Below are 22,059 nucleotides of genomic sequence, written 5' to 3'. Positions count from 1 at the left end.
CGGGCTCCTACAGCGTGGCAACCAGCGTTTGCTGGTCATCGTTAAAATCGGCCATGGTCATCAGCAGCGTGACTGGGGTAATGGTTTCAAAGTCGTAGCGGCGGCATGTTCGCCCGTATTGCTGCACGATCACGCGCAGCAGCTCGGGGTTGTCCGAGAGCTGCGAGTCACTGAGCTTGAGCACCACAACGTCCCAATCGCGCTCGGGCACGCGTTCTTCGATTTCCACGTAGCCGACGCCCAGGCGATTGAGGATCCGCATCAGCCCTGCTGTAGAACCGGCGTCGACCGAGTTGATAAAGGCGAATTTCACGCGCAGGCGATACAGGCTTTCCGGCTCGCCGCGAAAGCGCGTGATGTCGCGCTGCCAAGCCAGCAGATCAAGGATGATGAGGTGGCAGCGCTCCGGATCCATTTGCAGCAAGGGCCATTGCATCCAGCATTCGATGGTCTCCCACCAGGCCTGAGCAGCGGTTCGGAGCTTGGCCAGCTCGCCGGCGTTAAGCCAAAAAGGCAGCTTTAGCTTAAGCATCGAGCTGCACCTCCAAAGCTTTAATCCTCGGGATATTGAGCTCGGAAAGGATATCGGCGTTGGTGAAGCGCAACGACTCAATACGAGGAAATTGCGCGTGCAGCTCCTCGCCCAGGCGACTGAATGAAAACCGCGACTGTGGATAAGTCAGAGTGGGCTGGTAATTGTTTGGCGTGCTTTCCCGAAAGGCGGCACGGATGAATTGCTCGACCTGCTTGGTCAGTTGAATGCGTTGCTCTTGGGTAAGGTGCGCACGTGGCCAAAGCTTCAGTTGCAGCGAATGTTCGGTCTCGGGCATGACCTTCACCAGCAGATCGTCGCCGTGACCATGGTTGCCGGCGTCGCGGATGTAGGCGTTGATACGCGCCAGGTATTCGTCTGCGGGCACGCCTGCGTCGAACAACACAAAAGCGTTTGCGCTGCCGGGGCCACGCGGCGCGCCATGTTCGAAGTACACGCCGTCCGGGTGTACGCCGGGGAACGAGGTGATCATGGCGCGGTATACGGCGTCGGTGTGGTACTGATTCACCGCTGAAAACTGGTTGCGCACGCGCAGGCGCAGTTGGTCGTTGGGCTCGGAGTCCGCGCCGGGCTGGGTCATCCAATCGTCTGCGTTCACCACTTGTATAATCCCTGGCACCGGTACTGGCAGAATCGCGTAATAACCGGGCGCCAAGTTGAAGCCGCTGCCAGCTTCAATCGCCTCGGCCGCAATAGTCAGCTGCGATTGTCCGTCGGCGAACGTGCCGGGCAGGGTAGTGACCAGCTCATAGACGTGACCATTAATGGCTGCTGACTGAACCCGTGTGCCTGCGGGCACTTCCAGTGCACCGGCTGCGGAAGACCGGGTAAACAGCAACACGCCCTGGGCTTTGGTCGAGGCCTTGCGTTCAACGTTCACCGCCCAGGCGAGCATATCCAGCCAAGTGTCCACCGCGGTTTTCACGAAGAAGTTGGGCAGCACCGTGTCGACCAGGAACTGGATCAACCACAGCACTGGCGTGGTCACCAACGCCGTCACGATGCGCCAGAATGGCGAATAGGCGCTGGTGTTGCTGATTTTGCTGCCTTGTGCGGCGGCTTCCTTTTCCCAGGCCTTTTTCAGCTCGGCCTCGTTGGTTGGGATCCCGGCGTCACGTAGCGCCTGCTTGAAGTCGGCGCTCACATGGTCACCTTCACATCGCCAAATTTCACGGTGGTTGCCGTCACCAGGTACACGCCCAGTGCCTGCGGCAAGATCCGCACCGTGCCCGGCACCAAGCGTTCATCCGCTTCCACTTTGAGTTCCAGCTGTTGCAGGCAATCGCGCTGACGCAGCGGGTCGCGTTCGGCCACCAGCGTGACCAGTAAGCCGCTATCGCGAATCATGTGGGCGATGTCCTGGGCAATGCTGGCGCGGTCGTCGATCAGTAATGGTTGGTTGGACGGGTCCAGCACCAGGTCATTGCCAGCAATCCGCAGGTCCACGTAGTCGCTCATCCGGCCATCCCCATCAGCCCTTCCAGTTCGTGGGCTGTCATGGGTTTGTTGGTGTGGATCTCGATTTTCTCCACATGGGTGCCCCGGTTCTGGGTGGTGGTGCTCTGGATGCTGGTGAGCAAGCCGCCCGACGGCACGGCGGTGGCATGGGTGGGTGAAAGGGAAGGTATTGCCGCGTTAATCGTCCGCTGAGCGCGCTGCGCCGCGTCGAGACTGTCTAGGTTTGGCCCGGCTGGCAGTTCGCCGAATTGCGCCTTGATATCCACGCCTGGGATTTTGTTGAGCTGGGCGATCAAACCATTGATGGCGTTGTGGAAGACGGCTGTGATTCCATTCCAAGCGGCTTTAGCCATGCCTGACCAACCGCCCATCGAGTCGAACCAGTCGGACAATGCCGTCAGCTGTTCGCTGATCCACTGGAACGCGGCGGTGTCCATCAAGGCACCGGTCCACTCTTCCCAGAAGTAGATGGCGGTAATGATTACCGCCGCCAGCGCGATGATCCCCAGCACAATCCAGGTCACCGGGTTGGCCCACAGAGCGGCATTGGTCAGCCAGATTGCCGCCTGCCACAGCAGCATCGCGCCTTTGACCAGACCGAACCACAGCACCAGCGAGGCCAGTCCCGCGACGTAGAGTGTCACCAGCAAGATCTGCATCAGGTATGCGCCGACGCTGCGCCAGGCCACCAGGCCAAGCAGCTTCCAGAGCGCAATCACCGGAATAGCGGCGGTACGCCAGACGCCAAACGCAAAGGTCAGCAGCGCAACCGTCGCGGTTAGTCCGAGGATGGCCAAAGCGGTCAGGCCGATGAGTCGGGTCAGGTTGGGAAATAAAGTGGTCCAGCGCACCACAGACGAGCCGCCCGTGGCCAGACGTTCAAGGATCGGGTTCAGGATTGGCAACAGTTTCTGGCCGAAGGCAATGCGCACGGCCAGGATCGCGTGTTCGAAGCGTTCCCACGGATCGGCAATGGTCTGGGCCATCTTCATGGCCTGCTCCATTCCGTTGACCTTGCCCAGTTGGTCGATGCTGTTAGCCAGGTCAGCGGTTTTAGGCAGCAGTTGGGTGATCAAGCCCATAGCTTGTTTGCCGCCGAATGCTTTGCTGATCAAGTCGGTTTCAGCTGCATCTAATTCGCCGAACCTGGCGTTGAGCTTGTCCAGGATGTCGAGCATCGGCAGCAACCGGCCCTGGCTGTCGGTAAATGACAACCCAAGCTTGGCCTGGGCGCCGTAGGCTCCGGCGAGGAAGGCTCGGTACTTGGTACCAGCCTCGCCGCCGCTCATGGTCGCCTGAAGCGTGCCGAGGATAGCGATCTGTTCCGCTGCCTGAATCCCGGCCGATGCTGCGCTGGCGCCGAGCGCGGTAAAGGCATTGCTCATGCTTTGGCCGGTGGTTTTGAACATCTGCACGGCGGTGGCGGTTTGCCCGGTCAGTTGCTCTACCCAGGCGGCTTTGCCCATAGCGTCGGCCTGCTCCTGGAAAATGCCGTACATCGTGCCGACATAGCTGGTCACCGTGGCCGCGTCGGCTTTGGTGGCCTTGGCCAGCACGTTGGAGGCGTGGGTGAATACCGCCAGCTGATTGCCGGTGAGCCCGGCTATGGCGCTTTGAATGTCGTAGGCCGAGCGCACAAAACTGGTGGCACTCTCGCCGTAAGCAATGCTGAATTGCAGTGATTTGCGGTTCAGCAGCTCCAGGGCATCCGCCGCCACGCCCAAACTTTCCACCTCGCCCAGCGCGGCGTTTTGACCCAACGCAGGCGCCATTGCCGCTTTGAGCGCATGCGCGGCGCCGATCATGCCGGCCATGCCTACCCCCATCTGAACAAGACCCTTCTGTCCCTGTGCCGCCATATCGCTAAAGCTGGTTTTAACCTTGCCCAGGGGCTGGCTCACGCGATCTACCAGGCGCAGGATGAAGTCGAGTTTGCGGGTGGTGGTGACGCTCATCAGTAAGTCCGTTGCTCAACCATTCAAAGCCATGGCAATCCCGTTCGCCACGGCGATTTCCATGCGTTTCCAATGCTCATCTTCCAGCCACTTGGCGGTGCCCAGGTTGTCGGCGGTGGGCTCGGCGCCGGGTAGCCAGCGTTCGGTCAGGGCCATGAGCTGGCCAAGGCTGTCATCGCTCAGGCGGTCAGCACGGCCGAGGGCTTTTTTACGACGATTTCTACGTCTGGGCCGTATTCCTCCAGTAGCGTGCCGGCCAGTTGCATGGTCAGCACCGGGTTGCGCAGCAGCGGGCGCAGCGCGTCGAGGTGGGCGGGCAGCACAGTGGTGGTCAGCAGGTTGTTGGATGGTGCCACCTTGTTGTTGGGCGTCACCGCGTTGAAGTACTTGGTCACGTCCTGAGGCGCCAGGGTGAAAGTGAATTCCTGTTCGCCGATTTCCAGGGTGATGTCGCGGCGGTCGCTCATGGCGTGGCCCTTTGGTTGAGGTTGGAAAAGTAGGTGTCCAGACACTGCTCAAGGCGTTTTTCAAAGCGGTGTTCGAGCTTGTCCAATGCCTTGTCGAAGGCTTCTAGGCGGCCGTTGTGCGTGGCCATCTCAATGCGCAGTTCCAGGTTTTCGCGCCGTGCGGCGTTGACTTGGCGGAACAGGTAGATCTGGAAGCCGGCGACCCAGGTGAGGACCAGTTCGGTCAGCAGCAACATGACGCTGATATGCAGCGGGGACATTTCCATCAAGGCCGCCCCCAGGCACCGCGCCCGCCGAAGCGCACGGCTTGCCACATCAGCCAGGCCAGTGCGTCGCTGGTGCCTTCGTCCAACAGGGCTTCATAAAAGATCTGGTCGGCCTCGCGCTTGTTAAAACGGTGGGTCAGATGCGTGTAGATGTAGTCATGGATGGCGGCCGGTCTACGTGCGGTCGGGCACTGGGCGTCGAGCAGGCCGCGCACAAACGGTGGAAAGCTGGCCAGGTCCGACAGCGCACCCACCGGCACGCTGATCTGTCGACCGTCGCGGGTGGTGTAGTCCAGTGGCAGGATCACTTCCCAGCGGCGATGGCCCGGGCGGTGACGCAGTTCCAGATGACTTTCAAAGGGCATGTTCAGTAGCTCCAGATCGCAGGGCTGGGCAGCCGACCGCCGTTAGGGCTTATGGCTAGATGCAGAAAGCGCTCGTGGCCTTTCTGGTGGATGCCTATGCGGTTGAACCCAAGGGGCAACGCCAGGCGCAGCAATGCCAGCGCATCGGCGCCACGGCAACGCACGTCCACCGCTCGGCCGTCGAAGTGTTCGCCCGGCGCCGTCTTGCTGGCTTCGATGGGGTGACGTGCGCAGCGGTAGGCGCTCGCTAATGGCATGGGGCGGCCAAAGGCGTCACGTAGCCGTTGTAGGCGAGTCATAAAAGCAGGTTCCATCTCACGACCTGTGCTGTCGCATACGCCGCAGCGGCAACGCAATTCGGAATAGGCAAAGTTCGGCCAGGGGCTGTCGTTCATTAGCGCAGGCCCTCGATCTCGCTGGCGTCCAGATAGGGCACGCCGTTAATGCGGATAAAGTCCGGGCTGGTCACGTCGAACGGGACCTTGTGCATGGACTTCTGTCCACCCTTGGGGTCGATATCCAACAGGCTGGACATCTTCAGACGGCAACCGAAAGCTTCCACACGCAATTCATCGGTAGCGGTTTTGGCAAAAAATAATGTGTCGAAGGGCTCCAGCTTTCGAAACGACCCGGCGCGGTTCGCTGCCTGAATGAGTAAGCCGAGGTTGGCACTGTCCAGCTCGAACTCGCCGCTGGCCGCCACGTCACCATCCACGTAGCCGTCCGGCACACCTTTGGTTTGGGCGACGGCGCTGTTGTCGGTGATGTCCAGGGTGGCTTTCTCGATGTGCACCTGCAGGTCGCCCAGGCTCACGTCGAAGTTCATGCCGCTGATTCGGGCCATAGTTTATTCCTCATCGTCCAGGGACAGGTCCAGGGCGATGTTCGCCGTCAGGTCCTTGGGGCAGTTGTAGGGGCGCACGCGCAGGTAGGCTTCGATGGTGGTGCGGCTGTTCCATACCAGGGTGATATCGCCGTCTTTGGGCGGCTGGATATCTCCGGGGAATTGCTTGCCGGCGAAGGTCGCGGAGCGCGACATTTCGCGCAGTGGGCGCATGAGTTTCAGGCAGGTGTTGGCCATGCTGTTGGGCGTGTTGTTGACCTTGCGGTCGGCCACCATTTGGATCAGCAGAATGCGTATGCGGCGAGCGGCCTTGTCGACGATGCGTAAATTCTCCACCACGGTGAAGTCGCTGCCGGTAGCGTCGAGCAGGTTGGCATCGCCCCAGAACATACCGGGGTAATCCGGATAACTCTGCGGTACCGAAAGGCGCAGTTTGTCCAACTCGGCCAAGGTCGCAGACGACAGCGGCACCGCATCTTTATCCACAGGCGTGGCGCCCAGGCCGACCAAGGCACCAGTGGCGACACGCATAGGGCTGTCGGCAATGCTGACGGTGGCGTTTGCCAGGCGCCCGGCCAACACCCCCAGGTCGTTACCGTGCAGTTGCGGCACGATCCCCACGCGCGGCGCTGCCATATCAAGGACAAGTGCGCGCTGCTCCTCGCGGTACGCCGGCCAGTCCTGCGCGGGTGTGATGCCAGCGCTGGCAGCCAGCATGAACACGCGGCGCCCGTAACGGTTGGTCAGGTGCACCGCAGCGGTGTGCATGGCCGTGATATCGGCGCTGTTGGTCACCGGCTTGGTGATCACTACGGCCTCAACGGAGACGCCCGCGCTCTGTGCTTGATCCAATGCAACCTTCCAGTCGCCATCGGCAGCCAGCGGTGCGGCGGCGCAGGCCCAACGGTCGCCACCGTTATTGCGGGCGGCAGTCACCTGGGTTTTCAGGTCGCTGGCGGCCACGCCCAACTCGGTGTCCAAGTCGCTCTGTGTGTTGAGCGCCAACAGCTTGCCGACGTTCTTGGTCGCTGCGCCGATAAACAGAAAGTGGCGCTCAATCGCGGTCACCGAGCCTTGGCCGAGGTTGAGATTATTAACGCTGACTTGACCTTGAGCCATGGGACGGCCTCTTTACCTGGGCGATTTAAGGGTTTGCTGCAACACGGTGCTGATGATTTCGCGGATGTCTTGCGGGTCGGCGCCGAGGGTGTCGCGCGCCGGAAGATCGATCTTCCAGCTGCGCCGTTTGCCATGGCGCGTAGTGGTCACCGTGGTGGACAGGCCCAACTGGTGTTCACGGGCGATGCGCTCGTTTCGACGTTGGCGCCAACCGAGGGTGGCGGCGTCGGCTGACAGTCTGGTCACCTGCAAGCGCGTGCTGAGACGGCGCAGCATCTTGCGTCGGCTCTTTTGCTTGCGTGGTGCGAAGGGCGAACCATTGAGGTTGCTCTGTGCGCTGATTCGCCGGGTGTTGCGAGTGCGCAAGCGTTTGCTGGCGTTGTTCAACAGGCGCCGTCGCTTCGCCACTGGCAGGGCCAGCAGCTGCAACTGCTGTTGAGCGTCGATCAGCCCGCGAATGTCGACATTAATCATCGGTGCGGTCATGGCTGACGGCTCCCTGCTCGGCGATCCACAGGTCATACGGCATAAAGGCCCAGCGTTTGCCGAAGGCGTTAATCTCGCCGTCGACGGCTTCGGCCAAGTGCAGCGGTTCGATGAAGTCCAGTTGCAGCTCAACGTCTGCGGCATCGGGGGTGAGTTGATCGATCTCAATCACAGGGGCGGGCAGTTGATCGTCCTCGCGGCCGGGGTCGTTCACCTCAAGCCATGAGCCAAGCAGCGCCATGAGCCGCGCCGCGTTGTCGGCAAAGCGGGCGATCACGATGACAGCGCGGTAGCGCATGTCACCCATGTGCAAGCCTTGCGCGGTGGGCTTCCAGTCCAGGGTGAGCGTGACCTGTTCGGCCCAGCTGTCGAATTGCTCGGGTGCGACCATGAAGCGTTGCAGCAGGTCGCGGGTGAGGGCGCGGAGTTTGTCCATCACATCAGCTGCGCTGTGACGCGGCTGCGGCCTTGAAGCAAGCGCACCGCCTGCTGGCTGAAAGACAGGAATCGCTCGGCGGTTTCCGGGGCTTCTTTCGCGAGGTTTTCTGCGGATTCGCGGCGGATAAAGGTCGCGAACTGGCTCAGCAGGTAGGCTTTGGCGCGGCAGTAAACAGCACGTTTGTAGCTGGCAGCCATGAAGGTGCGTTCCGGGAGAATCATGGGGTCGGCGGTCGCTACGTGGGAGATGCCGACGACTTGCCACTGCGCTTTGCGCCGGGCCAGGTCGTGGTTCACTTCGCCCATGGCCAGGGTGATGCCGTCCACCAACAGTTCCACCAGGTACTCCGCCGGCAGCCGGTAGCCGCGCTGAAATTCGGCCACATCCAAGTCGGGCCAGAAGCCGTCATTGGTGATCGGTTCGGCAATCAGGTGGGTGGGTCTACCGGAAAAGCTCATGGATGACGGCTCGCTCAAATAAAACGCGGGGGTGGCTGCTTGTGGTCATTTGCACACGGCAATGGCCTCGGCAGGCCCCCGCTGGGGGGGTAAGTCAGTTAGCCTGGCGACGCAGGGCTTTGGTGGCTTCTTCGTGACGGGTTTTCACGCCGATGCCGGGGTACAACGCGGTGGCGCGTTCGAAGTGTGTGATGGCCTGGGCCCATTGCTTCTGGTCCATCGCCAGCACACCCAATAACTTGTGGTAGCGCGCCGGGATGCGCTCAAACAGCTGCCATTCACCGTCCACACGCGGTAGCAGTTGCGACAGGTAGGGCTCGGGAGAGCGCTTGGCGTCGTACTCGGCTTCGGCCCAGTCGATCAGTGCGTCGGCGATAAAGGTGGGGATGTCACGCTTGAAGCGCTCGGGCATGGCTTGGCCCTGCTGCAGGGCGAAGTCGGCCAGCTCCAGGCCTGCCTCGAATTGTTCGGTGTCGAACAGCCACACCAACACCTGCATCAACACCGGGTTGGGGTGATTCAGGCCGGATTCTCGGTAACGCTGCACATAGTCCAAATACTTGGGCAGCAGCTCGTCACGCTTGAGGCGTTGGCGTTCGCCCATGTTGTTCAGGTCGGACAAGCGGGCACAGTCTTCGGCCAAGGCCGTACTCATCAACGCCAAGTGCTTCTGGGCGTTGGCGGGGCCTGCGAGGGCGGTGTTGGGCGTGTAGACCTCATCGGTTGCGACGGGGCCCTGCTCGAGCACGCGCTGTTTATGCTTGAGGGCCAGGCTCATGCTTCGGGCTCCGCAGGTGGTGGTTCGACGAACTCAACATTGCCCGCTTCAATACCGGCGAATTTGCCCAGTTGCTCGACCACGTAGCCTTCGTTGCGGCTGTTGTAGTCCTCGGCGCGGGAACGCTTGGGGTTTTCCAGCAGGTAGCGGCGCCACGAACTGTCCTGAAAGTAGATTGAGAGGTTATCGAACGAGGTCACCACCACACCTTTGGCCGGAAAATGCGGGCAGGTGTAAGAGGGTAGGCCGCCGTAGGTGTCGATCACCTGGGCCAGCTCGACCTTTTGTTTCTCGCTGGGCGTGTGGCCTTGCTTGGCGTACAGCTTGCCCTTGTCGTGGGCCAGCAGGTCGCGGCCGATGATCGCTACCAGATCGCCGCCGTCGCGGAATTCTTCGTCGATCATCAGCGACACATCGAACACCAGGCTGTCGAGGTTCACATAGTCGCCGCCGATACCAATGCAGATTTTGCCCTTGGTCGCGCCCTCGACCAGCAACTGCTGCGCGGCTTGTTCGCGCACAATCTGCAACCAGCCTTTGTTCACGTCTTGCAGCAACGGAAAGGCCACACGGTCGGTGTTGGGCGCGACCTTCACGCCGTGCCAGCCGATCATGATGCGGTCCAGGGCGATCTGGCGGCGCACGGCGGCGTAGCGCTCGGCAAAGTCCTTGAACTTGGCCCAGGCGTCGATGGTGGCGAATTTCAGGGTCACATCGCTGTGGGTGTCGTGCAGCTCGTAACCCTTGCCGTCGAGGCCCAATACGTTGCGTGGCTCGCGCTCTTTGGTATCGGTGTCGGTGCGCCCGGTGACGGTGCCGTTGACGCCCAGCATCACCTTCTCACCCTTGATTTCGCTGACGCCGATCACGTTGATGCGCTGCAAAAATGCGGAGCTGAGCGTGATTTTATCGTTGAGGGTTTGGGCCAAAGAGGGCTCGACGTTGAACTCCTCGCGGGCGCTGCCCACACCGTATGTCTGGGCGACGCGGGTTTGCAGCGCGTGGTAGCGCTGGCGGGCGGTAAGGCTGAGCTGGCTCATCAGTAAACGGGCTCCAGTTCTTCGGTGACCGGGCCGGTGCTGAGGGGGATGGTGTGCCCGGTGCCTTGGTTGAGCGCGGTGTTGAACGTCTCGTGGAGTTTTTCCAGCGAGCTTGTAAGGCTGTTGAACTGTTCGGCAGTGACTTCGGTTTTTTGCGGCTCAACCGGGGCGGGTGCGAGCTGTTCAAGGCGGGTGGCCACGCTGTCGAGTTTGTCCACGGCGGCGGCGAAGGCTTCGGCGGTTTTTGGGTCCATGGCGGGCGTCTCGTGTTTGGGAGTGTGTTTGCCGCTCAACTGGTGAAACAAGCGGGTGACAAAGTTGAGGGCAGATTCATCGCCCAGGTCTGGCGGTAGCAGGTCGTCCAGGGGCTCCACGGAGGCGAAGTAGTTGCCCGCGTCGGCACGCCGGGAAAAGTGCAGCGGTTCGGTGCCCAGGCTCGCCGGGTCATCGGTCACGGCCAGGCCGCGCAGGTAGGGTTTGCCGGTGCCGGCGAACTGCGGCTGGATCTCGATACTGGTGAACAGCTTCTGCGCTTCTTTGTTGAGCTGCAGCAGCCTGTCGTTGGGGGCGAGCTTGGCGAACAATGCAACCTTGCCGCCGTCCAGGTCCTCGGCTTTTGCCTCGACCACGCTGCCGAAATTGCCCATGTAGCGGATATGTTCAAACCAGATCACGGCGGTGTAAGTGGCCGGGTCGTAGCTGGCCGCCATGTCGCGCAAGTCCTGCGGATCAATCGTGCGACCGTCGGCGGTTTTGCCGCTGGTGGCGACACGTTTCCAATCAGAAACAAGGGTGCGGGGCATGGGGCTGATCGCTCGGCTTCGTTTGCAGTTGCCGCCACGATAGGCAGCGAAAACCGCCCGAACAAACGCTTTGGTTGCGCGCTATTCCTATATCCAATGGGTAGGAATTCTTAGGATTTGCGACGCAGGTTTGTGGGGTTTTGGCTGCATAGACTGCCGTTCATGCCCTACTCGAACGAAGTCAAAGACGCTGCCAGACGGCTCTATCTGCGCCGCTGCAAACCGCGTGAAATTCAAGCCGAACTCAAGCTGGCGAACGTGCGTATCGTTTACTACTGGATCGCCAAGGGCGGCTGGGACGAGTTGCTGACGGACGAGGAACCGCTGACGGCGGTGAGTCGGCGGATCACCTTGATCCTGGAGCGATCGGGCACGCTCGCCAAGGTCGATTTGGATGAGTTGGACCGGCTCACCACGCTGCGCGAGCGGCTGCTGAAACAGTGCGGCAAGACCGTAGCTCCATCGACGTCCAGCGTGGACAAGGCCGAGCGACCCAAGCGCAAAACCAAGACGGTCAAGAATGATATTTCTGCGCTGACTGAAGTGGATTTTGTGGAGAAATTCACCAGCCAGCTCTTCGGTTACCAGAAGGAACTGTTCGCCGCCAAACAGAACCCGCTCAACCGGCGCATTCGCAACGTACTCAAGTGCCGTCAATCCGGGCTCACCTATTACTTTGCCGGTGAAGCGTTCATGGACGCGGTGCTGACCGGTGACAACCAAATGTTCCTGTCGGCCAGCCGGGCGCAGTCGGAGTTGTTTCGCGGTTACATCGTCGGTTTTGCGCGGGACTGGTTCGGCATCGAGCTGACCGGCAACCCCATCACCCTGAGCAACGGCGCCGAGCTGCGCTTTATGAGCACCAACAGCAGCACCGCCCAGGGGCCGCATGGGCATGTGTACATCGACGAGTACTTCTGGATTCGTGACTTTGACAAGCTGAGCAGTCTGGCCGGGGCAATGGCCACTCACAAAAAGTGGCGCAAGACCTTCTTTTCTACCCCCAGCGCGGTCAGCCACCAGGCCTACCCGTTCTGGACCGGCGATACGTTCAAGCGCGGCCGGCACAAGAAGGCCGGCCACGCCTTCCCCAGCGAACCGGAGCTACGCCAGGGCGCGCTGTGCCCGGATGGGCAGTGGCGCAAGATCATCAACATCCACGACGCCATTGCGGGTGGTTGCAACTTGTTCGACTTGGAACAACTGCGCCTGGAAAACTCCGATGAAGTCTTCGAACAGCTCTACCTGTGCCAATTCATCGACAGCACCCAAAGCGCGTTCAATCTGGCCGACCTGGAGCGCTGCTACTCAGACCAGGCCCTGTGGAAAGACTTCAACCCGAAAGCCGAGCGCCCCTTCGGCAACACGCCGGTGTGGATCGGCTACGACCCCAGCCGCACCCGCGACGATGCCACCTGTGTGGTGGTGGCGCCGCCACTGGAGCCGGGCGGCAAATTCCGCATCCTGGAAAAACACTCCTGGCGCGGCCACTCGTTCACCTACCAATCGGCCCAGGTCAAAAAACTGTGCGAGCGCTTCAACGTGCAACACATCGGCATCGACATCACAGGCGTGGGCTACGGCGTGTTCGACCTGGTGCGCGACTTCTTCCCGCGTGCCACGCCGATCCACTACAGCCTCGAAACTAAAAACACACTGGTCCTCAAGGCCCAGGACACGATCCAGGGCCGGCGCATCGAATGGGACGCCAGCTGGAACGACATCGCTGCCGCTTTCCTTACCATCAAGCGTGGCGCCACCACCAGCGGCCAGATCACCTACAGCGCCTCACGCACCGACGCCACGGGCCACGCCGACATCGCCTGGGCGGTGATGCACGCGCTGGCCCACGAACCCCTGAACGTCCACAAGAAGCGGCGCAGCCGCTGGTCAACCCTCGAAGGCAGCCATGAACGATCCCAAGCCACCAGCCACTCCCCTTCACCCCAAGGTAAGAACGTTCAGCTTCGGCGCGCCCGAGTCCGTACTGACCGGCAACCTGGGCGAGTACATGGGCGTGTTCGCCAGCGACGACGGCCAGCTCTACACCCCGCCCGTGTCGCGCACTGGGCTGGCCAAGCTGCTGCGTGCCAACGCCCACCACGGCACCATCCCGCGTTTCAAACGCAACTTGCTGCTGCGTGACTTCGTGCCCTCAGCTGGGTGCAGTACGCAGACCATGGGCCGGGCCGCGTTGGATTTCATGGTGTTCGGCGAGGCCTACTTTCAGCGAAAAACCAACGTGTTGGGGCAGGTGCTGGAACTACAGCATCTACCAGCGTTGAACATGCGTAGAAAGGTCGGCGGTGGGTTTGGGATGTTGTTGCCCGGTGGGAAGCAACTGCACTTTGCTGAGGACAAAGTGGAGCATGTGATGGACTACGACGTGGAACAGAACATCTACGGCGTACCCGATTACCTGGGCGGGATGCATGCGCTGTTGCTCAACGAGTCCGCTACGTTGTTTCGACGCCGGTATTACAACAACGGGGCGCATGCTGGGTTCATCTTCTACACCAACGACCCGAACCTGTCGGAGGCGGATGAGGAGCGGATGCAGAGCCAGATCGGGGCGAGTAAGGGCGTGGGCAATTTTCGGTCGTTGTTTGTGAACATACCGGGGGGAGGGGATAAGGCGATTCAGATCATCCCCGTGGGGGATATTGCGACCAAGGACGAGTTTGAGCGGATCAAGAATATTACGCGCAATGACGTGATCGCGGCCTGGCGGATGAACCCGGCGCTGGCGGGGTGCATGCCTGAAAATGCGGCGGGTTTTGGGGATGTGGAGAAGATTGATCGGGTATATATGAATAACGAGATACGACCGATTAGGCAGTTGTTTTTGCAAGTGAATATGAGCTTGAGAAACGATCGACGAATTGAGTGGAGAAAGTGATTATCTTTTTTTAAAATGAGGGGAGTTGCGGGGCGTTGCTTGCCCCGCTTTAAATGGCTCACAGGTTCGAAGTAATCCAAGAGGAAATCGCAGTTTTTGGCATTGCACCTACCTTAGAACTCACTGCGTTACCATTTTTTAAAAGGAGCAGGGTTGGCAAGTTTCTAATACCAAACTTAGTCGCTAAATTTGGAGATTCATCAATGTCAACCTTTCCTACAAAAACTCTTCCATTAAACTCTACCGCAACTTCAGAAGCTACAGAAGCTATCATTCTGCTTGGGGCGTCCCATGAGGCCCCGAAGAAAAGAAAAACAGGGGTTTTCGAGTTTTGAACTTCGTTCTCAAAGCTTGAGTCGGTGATGATTGGGATGCTCATTTTCAGTGTCCTTTATTGTGGTCGGCTTAATATGTTCAAGCGCTAAATAATTAGGGTTTACTGAAGATAGTTTGGCTCCTTAGGTATAGATTTTCTACTGTGAAAGTTGACAGTTTTTTAGAGTTTATTGATCTCTGTGCAATTGCGAATAGAACTATGCGAAAAGGATCGCAGAGACGCTGTTAGATGGAGTGAGGGAGAGCGTTTGAGGGACCGATTGGATAGGTCTGCTTAGGAGACTCAAAGTCATCACCTATCAGGCGCCCGATGCACTGCACCGGGCGCGAACTACTTACTGCGGGTGCGGCCCACCTGGTTGCATGGCCAGAAGCAGGTCATCGACAATCGCTTTGCCCATTTCACACAGGTAGTGCGAGGCAAATGCGAACTTCTCCGCCTTGGGATCCATGGCGGCTTCAAGCGAGAGCATTTTTGCGTAGTAGAGCACGTGTGCTGCGTGTTCCAAGGCTTCCAGAATAGGAACCCCGGCATTGACTCGAAACAATTTCAGATGGCTTTTTTCCTCGCCACAATCGGCGAAGGTCTGTGCGCCAATGGTTTTGGCTTCTGCGGGTGGGGTGCTCATTGCTGACCTCCTGCGTACAGGGTGGCGGCATTGGGACGGACGGCACTACGGTAATCAAGCATGGTGTGAAACCTCTGTGATGACCAACTGAGACGGCCACACATCGATTCCAGGCGATGGGTGGCAGCCGTGCGCAGGCTGGAAACCGAGACAGAGACAACTCGGCAGACACGAAGGTCTCCCGCACACGGCCGCCATAAAGCACAAACGGCAGGCACAAAAAAAGCGCCTGCTGATTGCTTGACGACGCTGCGTGCGTCTCGGTAACGGGTTTCCAGGCCCGGTCGCTGATGAGCAGCGACGCATGAATTTTAGCGTGACCGATATTTGAAAGCAATGTGGGAACGAGTGTTAATTGTGTCAGGAATAGGTCGGGATACTAATGTAATATAAATTTAAAAAAGGCCATGTTGAAACGCGCTTAACGAGGGGTGCGGTTGTAAGTTGAAAAAAAACTGGTCTTAAAGCAGGTTTGACTTTGACTCAGTCATAACTCTCGGAGTTGATATCCCGATTAAGGAGTCTCGCAGTTTTTACGCCCATGGTGTTTTCGCTCTTCAGGAAGTAGTCTGCTAAAGCATTCATGTCGTTGGGAAGGTCTTTTTTAGGCGGTGCGCCGTAAGTAATAAATGCGCTACGAAACAGTGGATAAGCTTTTGAGGCAAAGCCCTGACAGTCTTTTAGTGAAATAAGATCAATTAAAGTCTTATCATCGAATAGACGGCTAAGTCCTTCCTTGGAGAACGTCGGTCGGTTCATCTCGGCAGATTTGGCAATGAGAATTGTGCGCAGACACCAGGCTAGCCTTTTGTTAAGAAGGTAATAGTTATTTATGTGCTCTGAGTGTGCTATCAGCGCGTAGCCCAAATCGCTAGCATTATTTATTTCTGTTGAGTAGTTAGGTTTTTTGCAGAAATGCTTCTGTATTTTTGGGAACACTCCTGTAGGGTCATATATTGGCTTTCCCTCTGTAGTAATGTGAAGGAAAAACAGGTCGCCCCCCTCTGCTCGAGAAATTGCTTGATCTAGAGGGTAGCACGCAATATTTGTGCTGCCTTCTATAATCATCTCATATTGCTCGTCGTCAGTGATTGCGAACAGGTCAGTGTCCGACTCATCTGAATGGTCTTCACGGGCGCGACTACCGTATACAGATAGAGAGATAATCGGCATTAATTGACCCTGCTTATCCTATTTATTATGGTTGGTACAAGTATTGCGTACCACCATAGTCCAAAAAAAGCGTTCACTCCGTACAGCACCTGCATATTCTGCGAAATATCATTATTGGAATGCTTTGTGTATCCAACTAGAAAGGTAATGTCAAATCCCTTTATTATTCCTGTGGCATAATTTTTATCAATGTAGCCGTAAAGAAGCCCAAAAAATAATGTTAATGATAGACCGATAATTGCCGGGCGTGCGATGCTTTTACCCCAGCTATTAAGTGATCCTGTTATATTTATGAGCAATATTTCTAGCAGTGCCGCAAGGAAGCTCCAAAAATTACTGATTATGTCTTTTCCTAGGAAAAGCTCGTAAGCTGTTTTTTTCGCTCGACTTTTAAGTGATTGATTTAAGTGTGTTTTGAGCGCGTTATAGTAAGCATCCTCATTGCCATGGCTTTCAGCATTTTTTAAAAGTGTTCGTGAGAATGTGGCTTTAGTACTCTCAAGCCTCATTTTTTGGTAGGAGGGGTTGGTGTTATTTCTGGAAAGTATTTCTTTGTTTAAGTTTGTATAAGCGGCGCTGATAAATTTATCCGGATTAGAAATCAATGTATTAGGTAGCTTGGTCTCTGTTCCGGAAAGCGTAATGTCAGCCCATGCGCACTCAATAAAATTACAATCCTCAAATTCTGCGAGAGTAAATGAACATCTTTCAAACTTGCATTCGTTGAATTTTACGCCGCGCCATACTGTGCCGCCAAAGTCGCACCTGGAAAAATTACACTTTGCAAACGTTATGTCACCATTCGAAACGTCGCTGGTGAACTCTCCATCAAAGTCACAGTTGTCAAAGCTGATGGATCGACAGCTGAATCTTCTTAATTCGAGCGAGTCAGTGTAATTTTTCAAAGTGGCGGCGGTGAATAACAGCTGGAAGGGGCCCTTGTTGTTTGTAAAGTCCCATCCATGTGAACTCAATTTCAACGGCTTTCCGGTATAAAGGGAGTCCCACCACGACATGGATCTTTTATGAGAATTTGACGTGACTGGGCTTTGTACGTCTTCCATTACAGTCATTTACACATTCCATGAGAGGTGGTAGTAACCTATGATATCTCTTAAATCACGTTTGGTGATAGAGATAGCCATACTCAGGATATGGTTGGAGGGTAGGTATGCGTGTTTCTTGTAAAATCTGCGGGGCGAAAGGACGGATCGTTTCCCGCGACGAATTATCCTTGGAATTCGCCCGCCTCTACTGCCAATGCAGCTCCCCTCACTGCGGCCACACCTGGGTAGCTAACCTCACCTTCTCCCACACCCTGAGCCCCTCCGCCCAGGCGGTCGACCGTTTGCTGTTCGACCGCCTGCGCAGCTTGAAGGTCCAGCAGCGGGACCTGTTCGATCAACTGGGCGTGGCATCCTCCACGTAATCACGGAGCCTCGCCTCGGCGCGTCCAAAGCGGTCCAACTGGGCCACGCCATACTCAAACAGAGCCAACCTTGCCCGCTGCGGAAGCTGTAGGTCACCGCCTAACAGGTACACCATCAGCGCAAAGCTATGGCCGCATTCTTCAAATTCATCACGCAATGCTGTGGTACAGATTTTGGAATTGATCACAACGATAGGTCCTTTTTCGATGTCGTTGGACGAGTAGTTTATGGAAGGTTTTTTTCCCCGCCAGTGGCCTGCCGATGCACAAATGTAAGTAGGTAATATCCCCTGCCAAGCGACGAAAAGGCATGCTTGAGCCCGCGCATTGGCCTATGTTGTCATTGATTCAGAATGTGTTCTGCTGACAAATTTTGTCTTAAGTCCGTAAAGCGCGAAGGCTCTAAATTGAGGGTTATGGCGAGGCGGGCTGCACGGTTCTGTCTATTTCCAGCAGAAATCGGGGTTCCCTGACTGTGTTATCTGCTTACAAAAACAAGGGCGCCGCGTGCCCTTGTTTCAACTCGTACTACGCGTTAGCGTCACATCGGGTTGAGGTGGTAGCTCAAGACGTCCAGGGTGACCACGCCGTAGAAGCGCTGTCCGTCTTCCCCTTCAAACGCAGTGACCACCTGTTTGCCGGGCAGCGGAATCCGCACCAGGGCATTCCCGCTGTTGAACTCCAATAACCGGGTGGCACCCAGTAAGTGTGCATCCGAGCGTAGGCCCAGTTGCTGGCGGGCTTGCTTGAGTTGGTCGTTCGGCACGACCACCAGTTCCCCGTCGATGCACAGGCTGGTACTGCCCAGGCGCTGCCGGGCGGGGAAGATTGCGACTATGTGCTTATCCATGATGGTGTCCTCGGGCCGTGGTAGCCTTGTGCCCGCTGCTGCGGAGGTGTTGTGCTTGCATGGTGTGGCTCCTTTTGTGGTGGCAGGTGTCGGGGAGGTGCGAACTCCTCGGCACCGTCTCTTTTTCAGCCTTGCTGCAAGGCGCTGGCCGTGAATACGGGCTGGCGTTCGCAGCGCACTTCGAACAATCCCAGGTCGCGGCCTTCTACGTTGTGTAAATGCACGACGGTGACGAAGGTTGGGCGGCTGTCGGGGTGGGCGCGCCAATGGTCGGCCGCAGCCAACTCGGCTAGGTCTTCGGCGGTGCGGTTTTCGACGTACCAGGTGGGCAGGCTAAAGTGGCCGATCAGGGCGTTGGCGCTGTAGTGAAGGGTCATGATTAGGCCGCCTCGGTATCGGTGAAGTAGTCCATGCGTATTACGCGCAGGCAGTCTTCAAAGAGCTTGATGTCTAGCCCGCGCAGGTCGGTGAGGTTGAAGCGATAGTGGGCGTGCTGAATCAGGCTCATCAGGAACACACCTACGATGCGGCTTTGGCCGGTGCGGCGCTCGGCGACTTGCAGCAGGCGATCGAAGGCTTCTGTGCCCTGGGCTTGGATTGCTTGGCGGCGCTTTGCGCACAGCTCGGGAACGCGCAGGGCCAGCGGCAAGCGGCCCATGAGTTCCAAAGGCTGGGCTCGCCATAACTCGGCCAGCTCTCGCCATACGCTGTCACCTTCGTCGATGCGTTGGTGTACTTCTACCTCGGGCATGTAGTCCATCTCCAGCACGCGCAGGCAGTCTTCGAATTCGCGCAGGCTGAGCCTGTGAAGTTGTCTTAGGTCGAACCGGTAGGTCGCGCCGTCATACAGCCCCAGTAAAAAGAGTCCGATTATCTTGCCGGTTGGCGTGCGGCTGAGCGCTGCCGGGATGAGCCGGTGCAGGGCTTGTATACCGGTATCGATGACGTGGGGACGGTTCTTTTGGTAGGTCCAGATTGCCGCGAGTGCGTCGATGAGTGAGTCGTTCATGGTGTGGCTCCTTGGGTGGGTCAGGCCTGGCGAACCAGGTAGAGGGTGAAGTGGTCGGGCAGGTCGATGTTCTGCACCGCCTTGATCTGCTCACGCGTGCAGTCGTCGGCCAGGAAGTGGTGTGCACCGGAATCGGCCTGTTGCTGGATGCGGGCCACCAGGTAAGGGGTGGTGCAGGCGTTGCCGGTGATGATTGCGGTAGCCAGGCCTTGTTTTTGCAGCTCGGCGTGCAGGGCGCGTATTCGGCGGGTTTTGCCTGAACCGCGGGGGCCGGTGATGACGTGCATTGGCATGGTGGAGCTCCTTTTCAGTGGACAGGGGAGTGCTTGCGCAGGGATTTCTGCGCATGGGGTTGATGGGGCTGGAATGTTTGAACTGTTGGCGTGGCGAGGGGGCTGGAAACCCTGTTTTTGCTAGAGGCGATTGACCGAATATGTAGTGCAGTGCGAACGGAATGCGCTGAACTATCAGGCACTGGTAAATGCGCTGGAGCCCTTGTGGTTAAAGGCGTACAGCAGGTTTGAAGAGCGGGGTGGTGAATGGAATGTGGGTGGAATGAAAAGTAGTGCGAGACCTTACACCGGCATTCCAGCAGTGATTTTTTATAAGTCTTTGAATTCATTTATAAATACCTAAATAGTTCAAAAATTACAGACACAAAACGGCTCAACGCACAGGGCCATCACCAAAACGCGGGCAACACTTCCCCCTGGGGCGAAATCGCCCAGCATTCAGCGCTTGGCTAAGAGGTCTTGAAGATCCAGCAGTTGATGGTGCGGCGTTCGATGCGGGAGTAGGCCTTGCGGGTTTCTATGAAGGTGTAGGTGGTGCTTTGCGGTAAGGCGCGCTGCAGTTGGGCGCGTGTGAGGACTTCCTGGCCGGCTTTGCGGCAGGCTTCCTGAAAATGCTCGATGTTGATGGCCACCACGCCGCGTTCAGCGCTGTGGTTGAGGGTTTGGTGTTTTTCTTCGCGGGTGCCGTTGCTGTCGGTGATGGTGACGACACGTTCGTTGAGGTAGTGGTAGATCTGCCAGAAGGTGGCGGCGTCGGCGGGTTCGGAGCCGAGGCGGTGCTGGCGGGCGATCGCGCGTTGTTCCAAATGTTTGGCCAGATTCTCAGTGTCGAGGTCGGTCCAGGTTGGGAACAGGGCTTGAGTGGCGTGGGCCGCAGCCAGGACTTGAGCATGGCATAACACGATGCGAGCTTCGGTAATGATGGTCACGCTTTGCAGGCGTTGTTCACAGTGGGGGAATGCTTCGAAGTAACGGGCTAGCCATTGTTGCTCGCAAGCTAGGCAGCGCCGCATGTAGCCACCCAATATTTTGGCATTCATGCTTTTGAGGCGATCGGCACGGGGCTTGAGGGCTGCCGAGTGATGGTCTTTGGTGGCATGCAGCTCAACGATGCGCGACAGGATAGCCCCCGAGGCCTCGACACTTCGGTTCTGTGAGATGCCCAGGGCACCTCGGAAGTGCGTGACGCGAGTCTCGTTGCCGGTGCTTTTTACGCCGGTTACCCGAAGCGTGGCGTGGTAGTCGAACAGTTTTTTGAACTCGTCCCAGTTGAACTGCACTACGATTTTTCGGCCCTGGCTGTCGATTTGCTCTTTGTCGGACTCGATCAGGATCACCGGCAGGTTGCTGACTTCGCCGAAGGTGCGTGCCAGGCCGATCATGCTGGCACCTGCACCGCCAGGCTGGATGCCTTCGAAGTTCTCGCGTCCAGTAAGCCGCCAAAGAAAGCGCAGCAGGGAGGACTTCCCCGCTCCCGGTTGGCCGGTGAACTCCATGAACGGAAACGAGACCTGCTGTTCACCGATCTGCTGCACAAAGTAGGTGGCGGTCCACCAGGACAGGATTGCGAGGCCGTTGAGTCCGTTTACAGCCAGGAAATCCTCAAACCACTCAGGATCGAAGTTTTGGGCACGTTCGATTTTGAAGTTGGTCAGGGAGGTCTTTATCCCGTTGCCGGCGATGTCGATGAAGCCGTGATCGTTGACCGCCAGCTCTTTACCTTGATGAAAACCGAAGGTGGGGTAGCAGTAGAGGCCGGTGGTTTCGTCGTAACCCACGAAGGGCAGGCTGCGCACAGTGCGCACCGGGCGGTGTTCGTCGTTGAGCCATTTGTCACGCAGGTTCGCCAGCACTGGTTCGCCGCCTTCGAAGTTTCCGCCGGGGGTTTGCTCTAGCAGTGAGCGGGCAAAACTTCTGGGGTCGGCGATGGCATTGGGGGCCAGCGGTGCCTTGCAGCTGCGGGTTTTGTCGGGAAAGCGGAAGTCGAAGAAGTAGCGCTGCTCGTTGGTGATGATGTCTTTTTCTAGGTACTCCAAGTTGGGGATGCAGTTGGCGACCTGTTTGATTTTCACGTGCTTGATGAAGGTCTCGCGGTTACCTTCAACTTTGTCTTCGCCCAGGTCGTCGTGTAGGTCGCGCTGCGCAACCTTGGCGGAGTACAGACGGTTGCGAAACTCCATCAGGTAGAACGCTACCGGTTTGCGCAGGTAAAGCAGGTAGGCGAGCTTGCCGGTGTTTTCGGCGGTGAATAGACGGCCTTGGTATTCAGCTTCGGCCATAAAGGCCAGCCCTTTCAAGGTCTTTTCGTCTTGGCAGCCTTGATTATCCGGTCCGTTGAAACATGCGCATTCACCGCGGTGCCTTTAACCCATGTTTTGGGCTTGGGTACCTTGGGGCCACGGGGGCTTTT

30 protein-coding genes are annotated in these 22,059 nt (G+C 57.8%); 3 read left to right on the top strand and 27 right to left on the bottom strand.

Annotation, left to right across the window (positions count from 1 at the left end; all coding sequences use genetic code 11):
- Positions 1-7: 7 nt before the first annotated feature.
- From JFT63_RS17890 to JFT63_RS17810, 17 genes are all read right to left on the bottom strand, one after another.
- On the bottom strand, positions 8-532 hold the full coding sequence (locus JFT63_RS17890; protein ID WP_198844430.1) for a phage tail protein: 525 nt from the start codon (positions 530-532) through the stop codon (positions 8-10).
- Complete coding sequence (locus JFT63_RS17885; RefSeq protein WP_198844429.1) at positions 525-1,697, bottom strand: baseplate J/gp47 family protein; 1,173 nt, start codon at positions 1,695-1,697, stop codon at positions 525-527. Before JFT63_RS17885 ends, JFT63_RS17890 begins: the two co-directional genes overlap by 8 nt.
- Positions 1,694-2,011: a DUF2590 family protein gene (locus tag JFT63_RS17880; RefSeq protein WP_198844428.1), complete on the bottom strand. Its 318-nt coding sequence runs from the start codon at positions 2,009-2,011 to the stop codon at positions 1,694-1,696. Before JFT63_RS17880 ends, JFT63_RS17885 begins: the two co-directional genes overlap by 4 nt.
- On the bottom strand, positions 2,008-3,966 hold the full coding sequence (locus tag JFT63_RS17875; RefSeq protein WP_198844427.1) for a phage tail tape measure protein: 1,959 nt from the start codon (positions 3,964-3,966) through the stop codon (positions 2,008-2,010). Before JFT63_RS17875 ends, JFT63_RS17880 begins: the two co-directional genes overlap by 4 nt.
- Before the next feature lie 15 nt (positions 3,967-3,981).
- Positions 3,982-4,122 (bottom strand): DUF6890 family protein, encoded by a 141-nt coding sequence (locus JFT63_RS17870; protein WP_198844426.1) that lies wholly within the window; start codon positions 4,120-4,122, stop codon positions 3,982-3,984.
- A gap of 23 nt (positions 4,123-4,145) precedes the next feature.
- Positions 4,146-4,433, bottom strand: a complete 288-nt coding sequence (locus JFT63_RS17865; RefSeq protein WP_198844425.1) for a putative phage tail assembly chaperone — start codon at positions 4,431-4,433, stop codon at positions 4,146-4,148.
- The gene (locus JFT63_RS17860) at positions 4,430-4,699 is read right to left on the bottom strand and encodes a hypothetical protein (protein ID WP_198844424.1); all 270 of its coding nucleotides are present in this window, start codon (positions 4,697-4,699) and stop codon (positions 4,430-4,432) included. Before JFT63_RS17860 ends, JFT63_RS17865 begins: the two co-directional genes overlap by 4 nt.
- Positions 4,699-5,064 carry a DUF1353 domain-containing protein gene (locus tag JFT63_RS17855; RefSeq protein WP_198844423.1) on the bottom strand — a complete coding sequence of 122 codons (366 nt, stop codon included), beginning with the start codon at positions 5,062-5,064 and terminating at the stop codon, positions 4,699-4,701. Before JFT63_RS17855 ends, JFT63_RS17860 begins: the two co-directional genes overlap by 1 nt.
- Before the next feature lie 2 nt (positions 5,065-5,066).
- On the bottom strand, positions 5,067-5,459 hold the full coding sequence (locus JFT63_RS17850; RefSeq protein ID WP_198844422.1) for a D-Ala-D-Ala carboxypeptidase family metallohydrolase: 393 nt from the start codon (positions 5,457-5,459) through the stop codon (positions 5,067-5,069).
- On the bottom strand, positions 5,459-5,908 hold the full coding sequence (locus JFT63_RS17845) for a phage protein (protein ID WP_198844421.1): 450 nt from the start codon (positions 5,906-5,908) through the stop codon (positions 5,459-5,461). Before JFT63_RS17845 ends, JFT63_RS17850 begins: the two co-directional genes overlap by 1 nt.
- Positions 5,909-5,911: 3 nt before the next feature.
- Complete coding sequence (locus tag JFT63_RS17840; protein WP_198844420.1) at positions 5,912-7,027, bottom strand: DUF2586 domain-containing protein; 1,116 nt, start codon at positions 7,025-7,027, stop codon at positions 5,912-5,914.
- Between the two features lie 12 nt (positions 7,028-7,039).
- Positions 7,040-7,513, bottom strand: coding sequence for a phage virion morphogenesis protein (locus JFT63_RS17835; RefSeq protein WP_198844419.1), 474 nt, complete (start codon positions 7,511-7,513; stop codon positions 7,040-7,042).
- Complete coding sequence (locus JFT63_RS17830) at positions 7,494-7,949, bottom strand: phage tail protein (RefSeq protein ID WP_198844418.1); 456 nt, start codon at positions 7,947-7,949, stop codon at positions 7,494-7,496. Before JFT63_RS17830 ends, JFT63_RS17835 begins: the two co-directional genes overlap by 20 nt.
- Positions 7,949-8,410: a head completion/stabilization protein gene (locus tag JFT63_RS17825; protein ID WP_198844417.1), complete on the bottom strand. Its 462-nt coding sequence runs from the start codon at positions 8,408-8,410 to the stop codon at positions 7,949-7,951. The genes JFT63_RS17830 and JFT63_RS17825 overlap by 1 nt, the downstream gene beginning before the upstream one ends.
- A 94-nt stretch (positions 8,411-8,504) precedes the next feature.
- Positions 8,505-9,188, bottom strand: a complete 684-nt coding sequence (gpM, locus tag JFT63_RS17820; RefSeq protein ID WP_198844416.1) for a phage terminase small subunit — start codon at positions 9,186-9,188, stop codon at positions 8,505-8,507.
- The gene (locus JFT63_RS17815) at positions 9,185-10,231 is read right to left on the bottom strand and encodes a phage major capsid protein, P2 family (protein WP_442963717.1); all 1,047 of its coding nucleotides are present in this window, start codon (positions 10,229-10,231) and stop codon (positions 9,185-9,187) included. The genes gpM and JFT63_RS17815 overlap by 4 nt, the downstream gene beginning before the upstream one ends.
- Positions 10,228-11,031: a GPO family capsid scaffolding protein gene (locus JFT63_RS17810; protein ID WP_198844414.1), complete on the bottom strand. Its 804-nt coding sequence runs from the start codon at positions 11,029-11,031 to the stop codon at positions 10,228-10,230. The genes JFT63_RS17815 and JFT63_RS17810 overlap by 4 nt, the downstream gene beginning before the upstream one ends.
- A gap of 162 nt (positions 11,032-11,193) precedes the next feature.
- Here JFT63_RS17810 and JFT63_RS17805 point away from each other — a divergent pair, with 162 nt between their 5' ends.
- Together JFT63_RS17805 and JFT63_RS29680 are read left to right on the top strand one after the other, a co-directional pair.
- A complete protein-coding gene (locus JFT63_RS17805; RefSeq protein WP_198844413.1) occupies positions 11,194-13,176 on the top strand; it encodes a terminase large subunit domain-containing protein in 1,983 nt (660 codons plus the stop codon).
- On the top strand, positions 13,088-13,930 hold the full coding sequence (locus tag JFT63_RS29680) for a phage portal protein (RefSeq protein ID WP_332875260.1): 843 nt from the start codon (positions 13,088-13,090) through the stop codon (positions 13,928-13,930). The genes JFT63_RS17805 and JFT63_RS29680 overlap by 89 nt, the downstream gene beginning before the upstream one ends.
- Positions 13,931-13,988: 58 nt before the next feature.
- Here the strand turns inward: JFT63_RS29680 and JFT63_RS17800 are convergent, their stop codons facing one another.
- From JFT63_RS17800 to halA, 4 genes are all read right to left on the bottom strand, one after another.
- Positions 13,989-14,309: a thioredoxin family protein gene (locus tag JFT63_RS17800; RefSeq protein WP_198844412.1), complete on the bottom strand. Its 321-nt coding sequence runs from the start codon at positions 14,307-14,309 to the stop codon at positions 13,989-13,991.
- Between the two features lie 292 nt (positions 14,310-14,601).
- Positions 14,602-14,895 carry a DUF3077 domain-containing protein gene (locus JFT63_RS17795; protein ID WP_056782556.1) on the bottom strand — a complete coding sequence of 98 codons (294 nt, stop codon included), beginning with the start codon at positions 14,893-14,895 and terminating at the stop codon, positions 14,602-14,604.
- Between the two features lie 483 nt (positions 14,896-15,378).
- On the bottom strand, positions 15,379-16,068 hold the full coding sequence (gene halB, locus JFT63_RS17790; protein WP_198844411.1) for an anti-phage Hailong system nucleotidyltransferase HalB: 690 nt from the start codon (positions 16,066-16,068) through the stop codon (positions 15,379-15,381).
- A complete protein-coding gene (gene halA / locus JFT63_RS17785) occupies positions 16,068-17,141 on the bottom strand; it encodes an anti-phage Hailong system effector protein HalA (protein WP_198844410.1) in 1,074 nt (357 codons plus the stop codon). Before halA ends, halB begins: the two co-directional genes overlap by 1 nt.
- Before the next feature lie 98 nt (positions 17,142-17,239).
- Here halA and JFT63_RS17780 point away from each other — a divergent pair, with 98 nt between their 5' ends.
- Positions 17,240-17,497: an ogr/Delta-like zinc finger family protein gene (locus JFT63_RS17780; RefSeq protein ID WP_198844409.1), complete on the top strand. Its 258-nt coding sequence runs from the start codon at positions 17,240-17,242 to the stop codon at positions 17,495-17,497.
- Here JFT63_RS17780 and JFT63_RS17775 read toward each other — a convergent pair.
- The 6 genes from JFT63_RS17775 to JFT63_RS17750 all read right to left on the bottom strand — a co-directional run bounded on the left by JFT63_RS17775 (position 17,470) and on the right by JFT63_RS17750 (position 21,928).
- Positions 17,470-17,685, bottom strand: coding sequence for a hypothetical protein (locus JFT63_RS17775; protein ID WP_198844408.1), 216 nt, complete (start codon positions 17,683-17,685; stop codon positions 17,470-17,472). The two genes, JFT63_RS17780 and JFT63_RS17775, sit on opposite strands and share 28 nt — an antisense overlap.
- 353 nt (positions 17,686-18,038) lie before the next feature.
- Positions 18,039-18,347: a hypothetical protein gene (locus JFT63_RS17770; RefSeq protein ID WP_198844407.1), complete on the bottom strand. Its 309-nt coding sequence runs from the start codon at positions 18,345-18,347 to the stop codon at positions 18,039-18,041.
- Positions 18,348-18,472: 125 nt separating this feature from the next.
- Positions 18,473-18,724 carry a hypothetical protein gene (locus JFT63_RS17765; protein ID WP_198844406.1) on the bottom strand — a complete coding sequence of 84 codons (252 nt, stop codon included), beginning with the start codon at positions 18,722-18,724 and terminating at the stop codon, positions 18,473-18,475.
- Between the two features lie 2 nt (positions 18,725-18,726).
- Positions 18,727-19,356 (bottom strand): DUF7673 family protein, encoded by a 630-nt coding sequence (locus tag JFT63_RS17760; protein ID WP_198844405.1) that lies wholly within the window; start codon positions 19,354-19,356, stop codon positions 18,727-18,729.
- A gap of 20 nt (positions 19,357-19,376) precedes the next feature.
- Positions 19,377-19,649 carry a GTP-binding protein gene (locus JFT63_RS17755; RefSeq protein WP_198844404.1) on the bottom strand — a complete coding sequence of 91 codons (273 nt, stop codon included), beginning with the start codon at positions 19,647-19,649 and terminating at the stop codon, positions 19,377-19,379.
- A 449-nt stretch (positions 19,650-20,098) separates the two neighbouring features.
- The gene (locus JFT63_RS17750; RefSeq protein ID WP_198844403.1) at positions 20,099-21,928 is read right to left on the bottom strand and encodes a hypothetical protein; all 1,830 of its coding nucleotides are present in this window, start codon (positions 21,926-21,928) and stop codon (positions 20,099-20,101) included.
- Positions 21,929-22,059: the final 131 nt, after the last annotated feature.

It is taken from the genome of Pseudomonas sp. MF7453 (assembly GCF_016405455.1).
Taxonomy (GTDB): Bacteria; Pseudomonadota; Gammaproteobacteria; order Pseudomonadales; family Pseudomonadaceae; genus Aquipseudomonas; species Aquipseudomonas paralactis.
The sequence above is the reverse complement of the archived record's forward strand: the minus strand, read 5'-3'. Positions and strand labels throughout refer to the sequence as shown.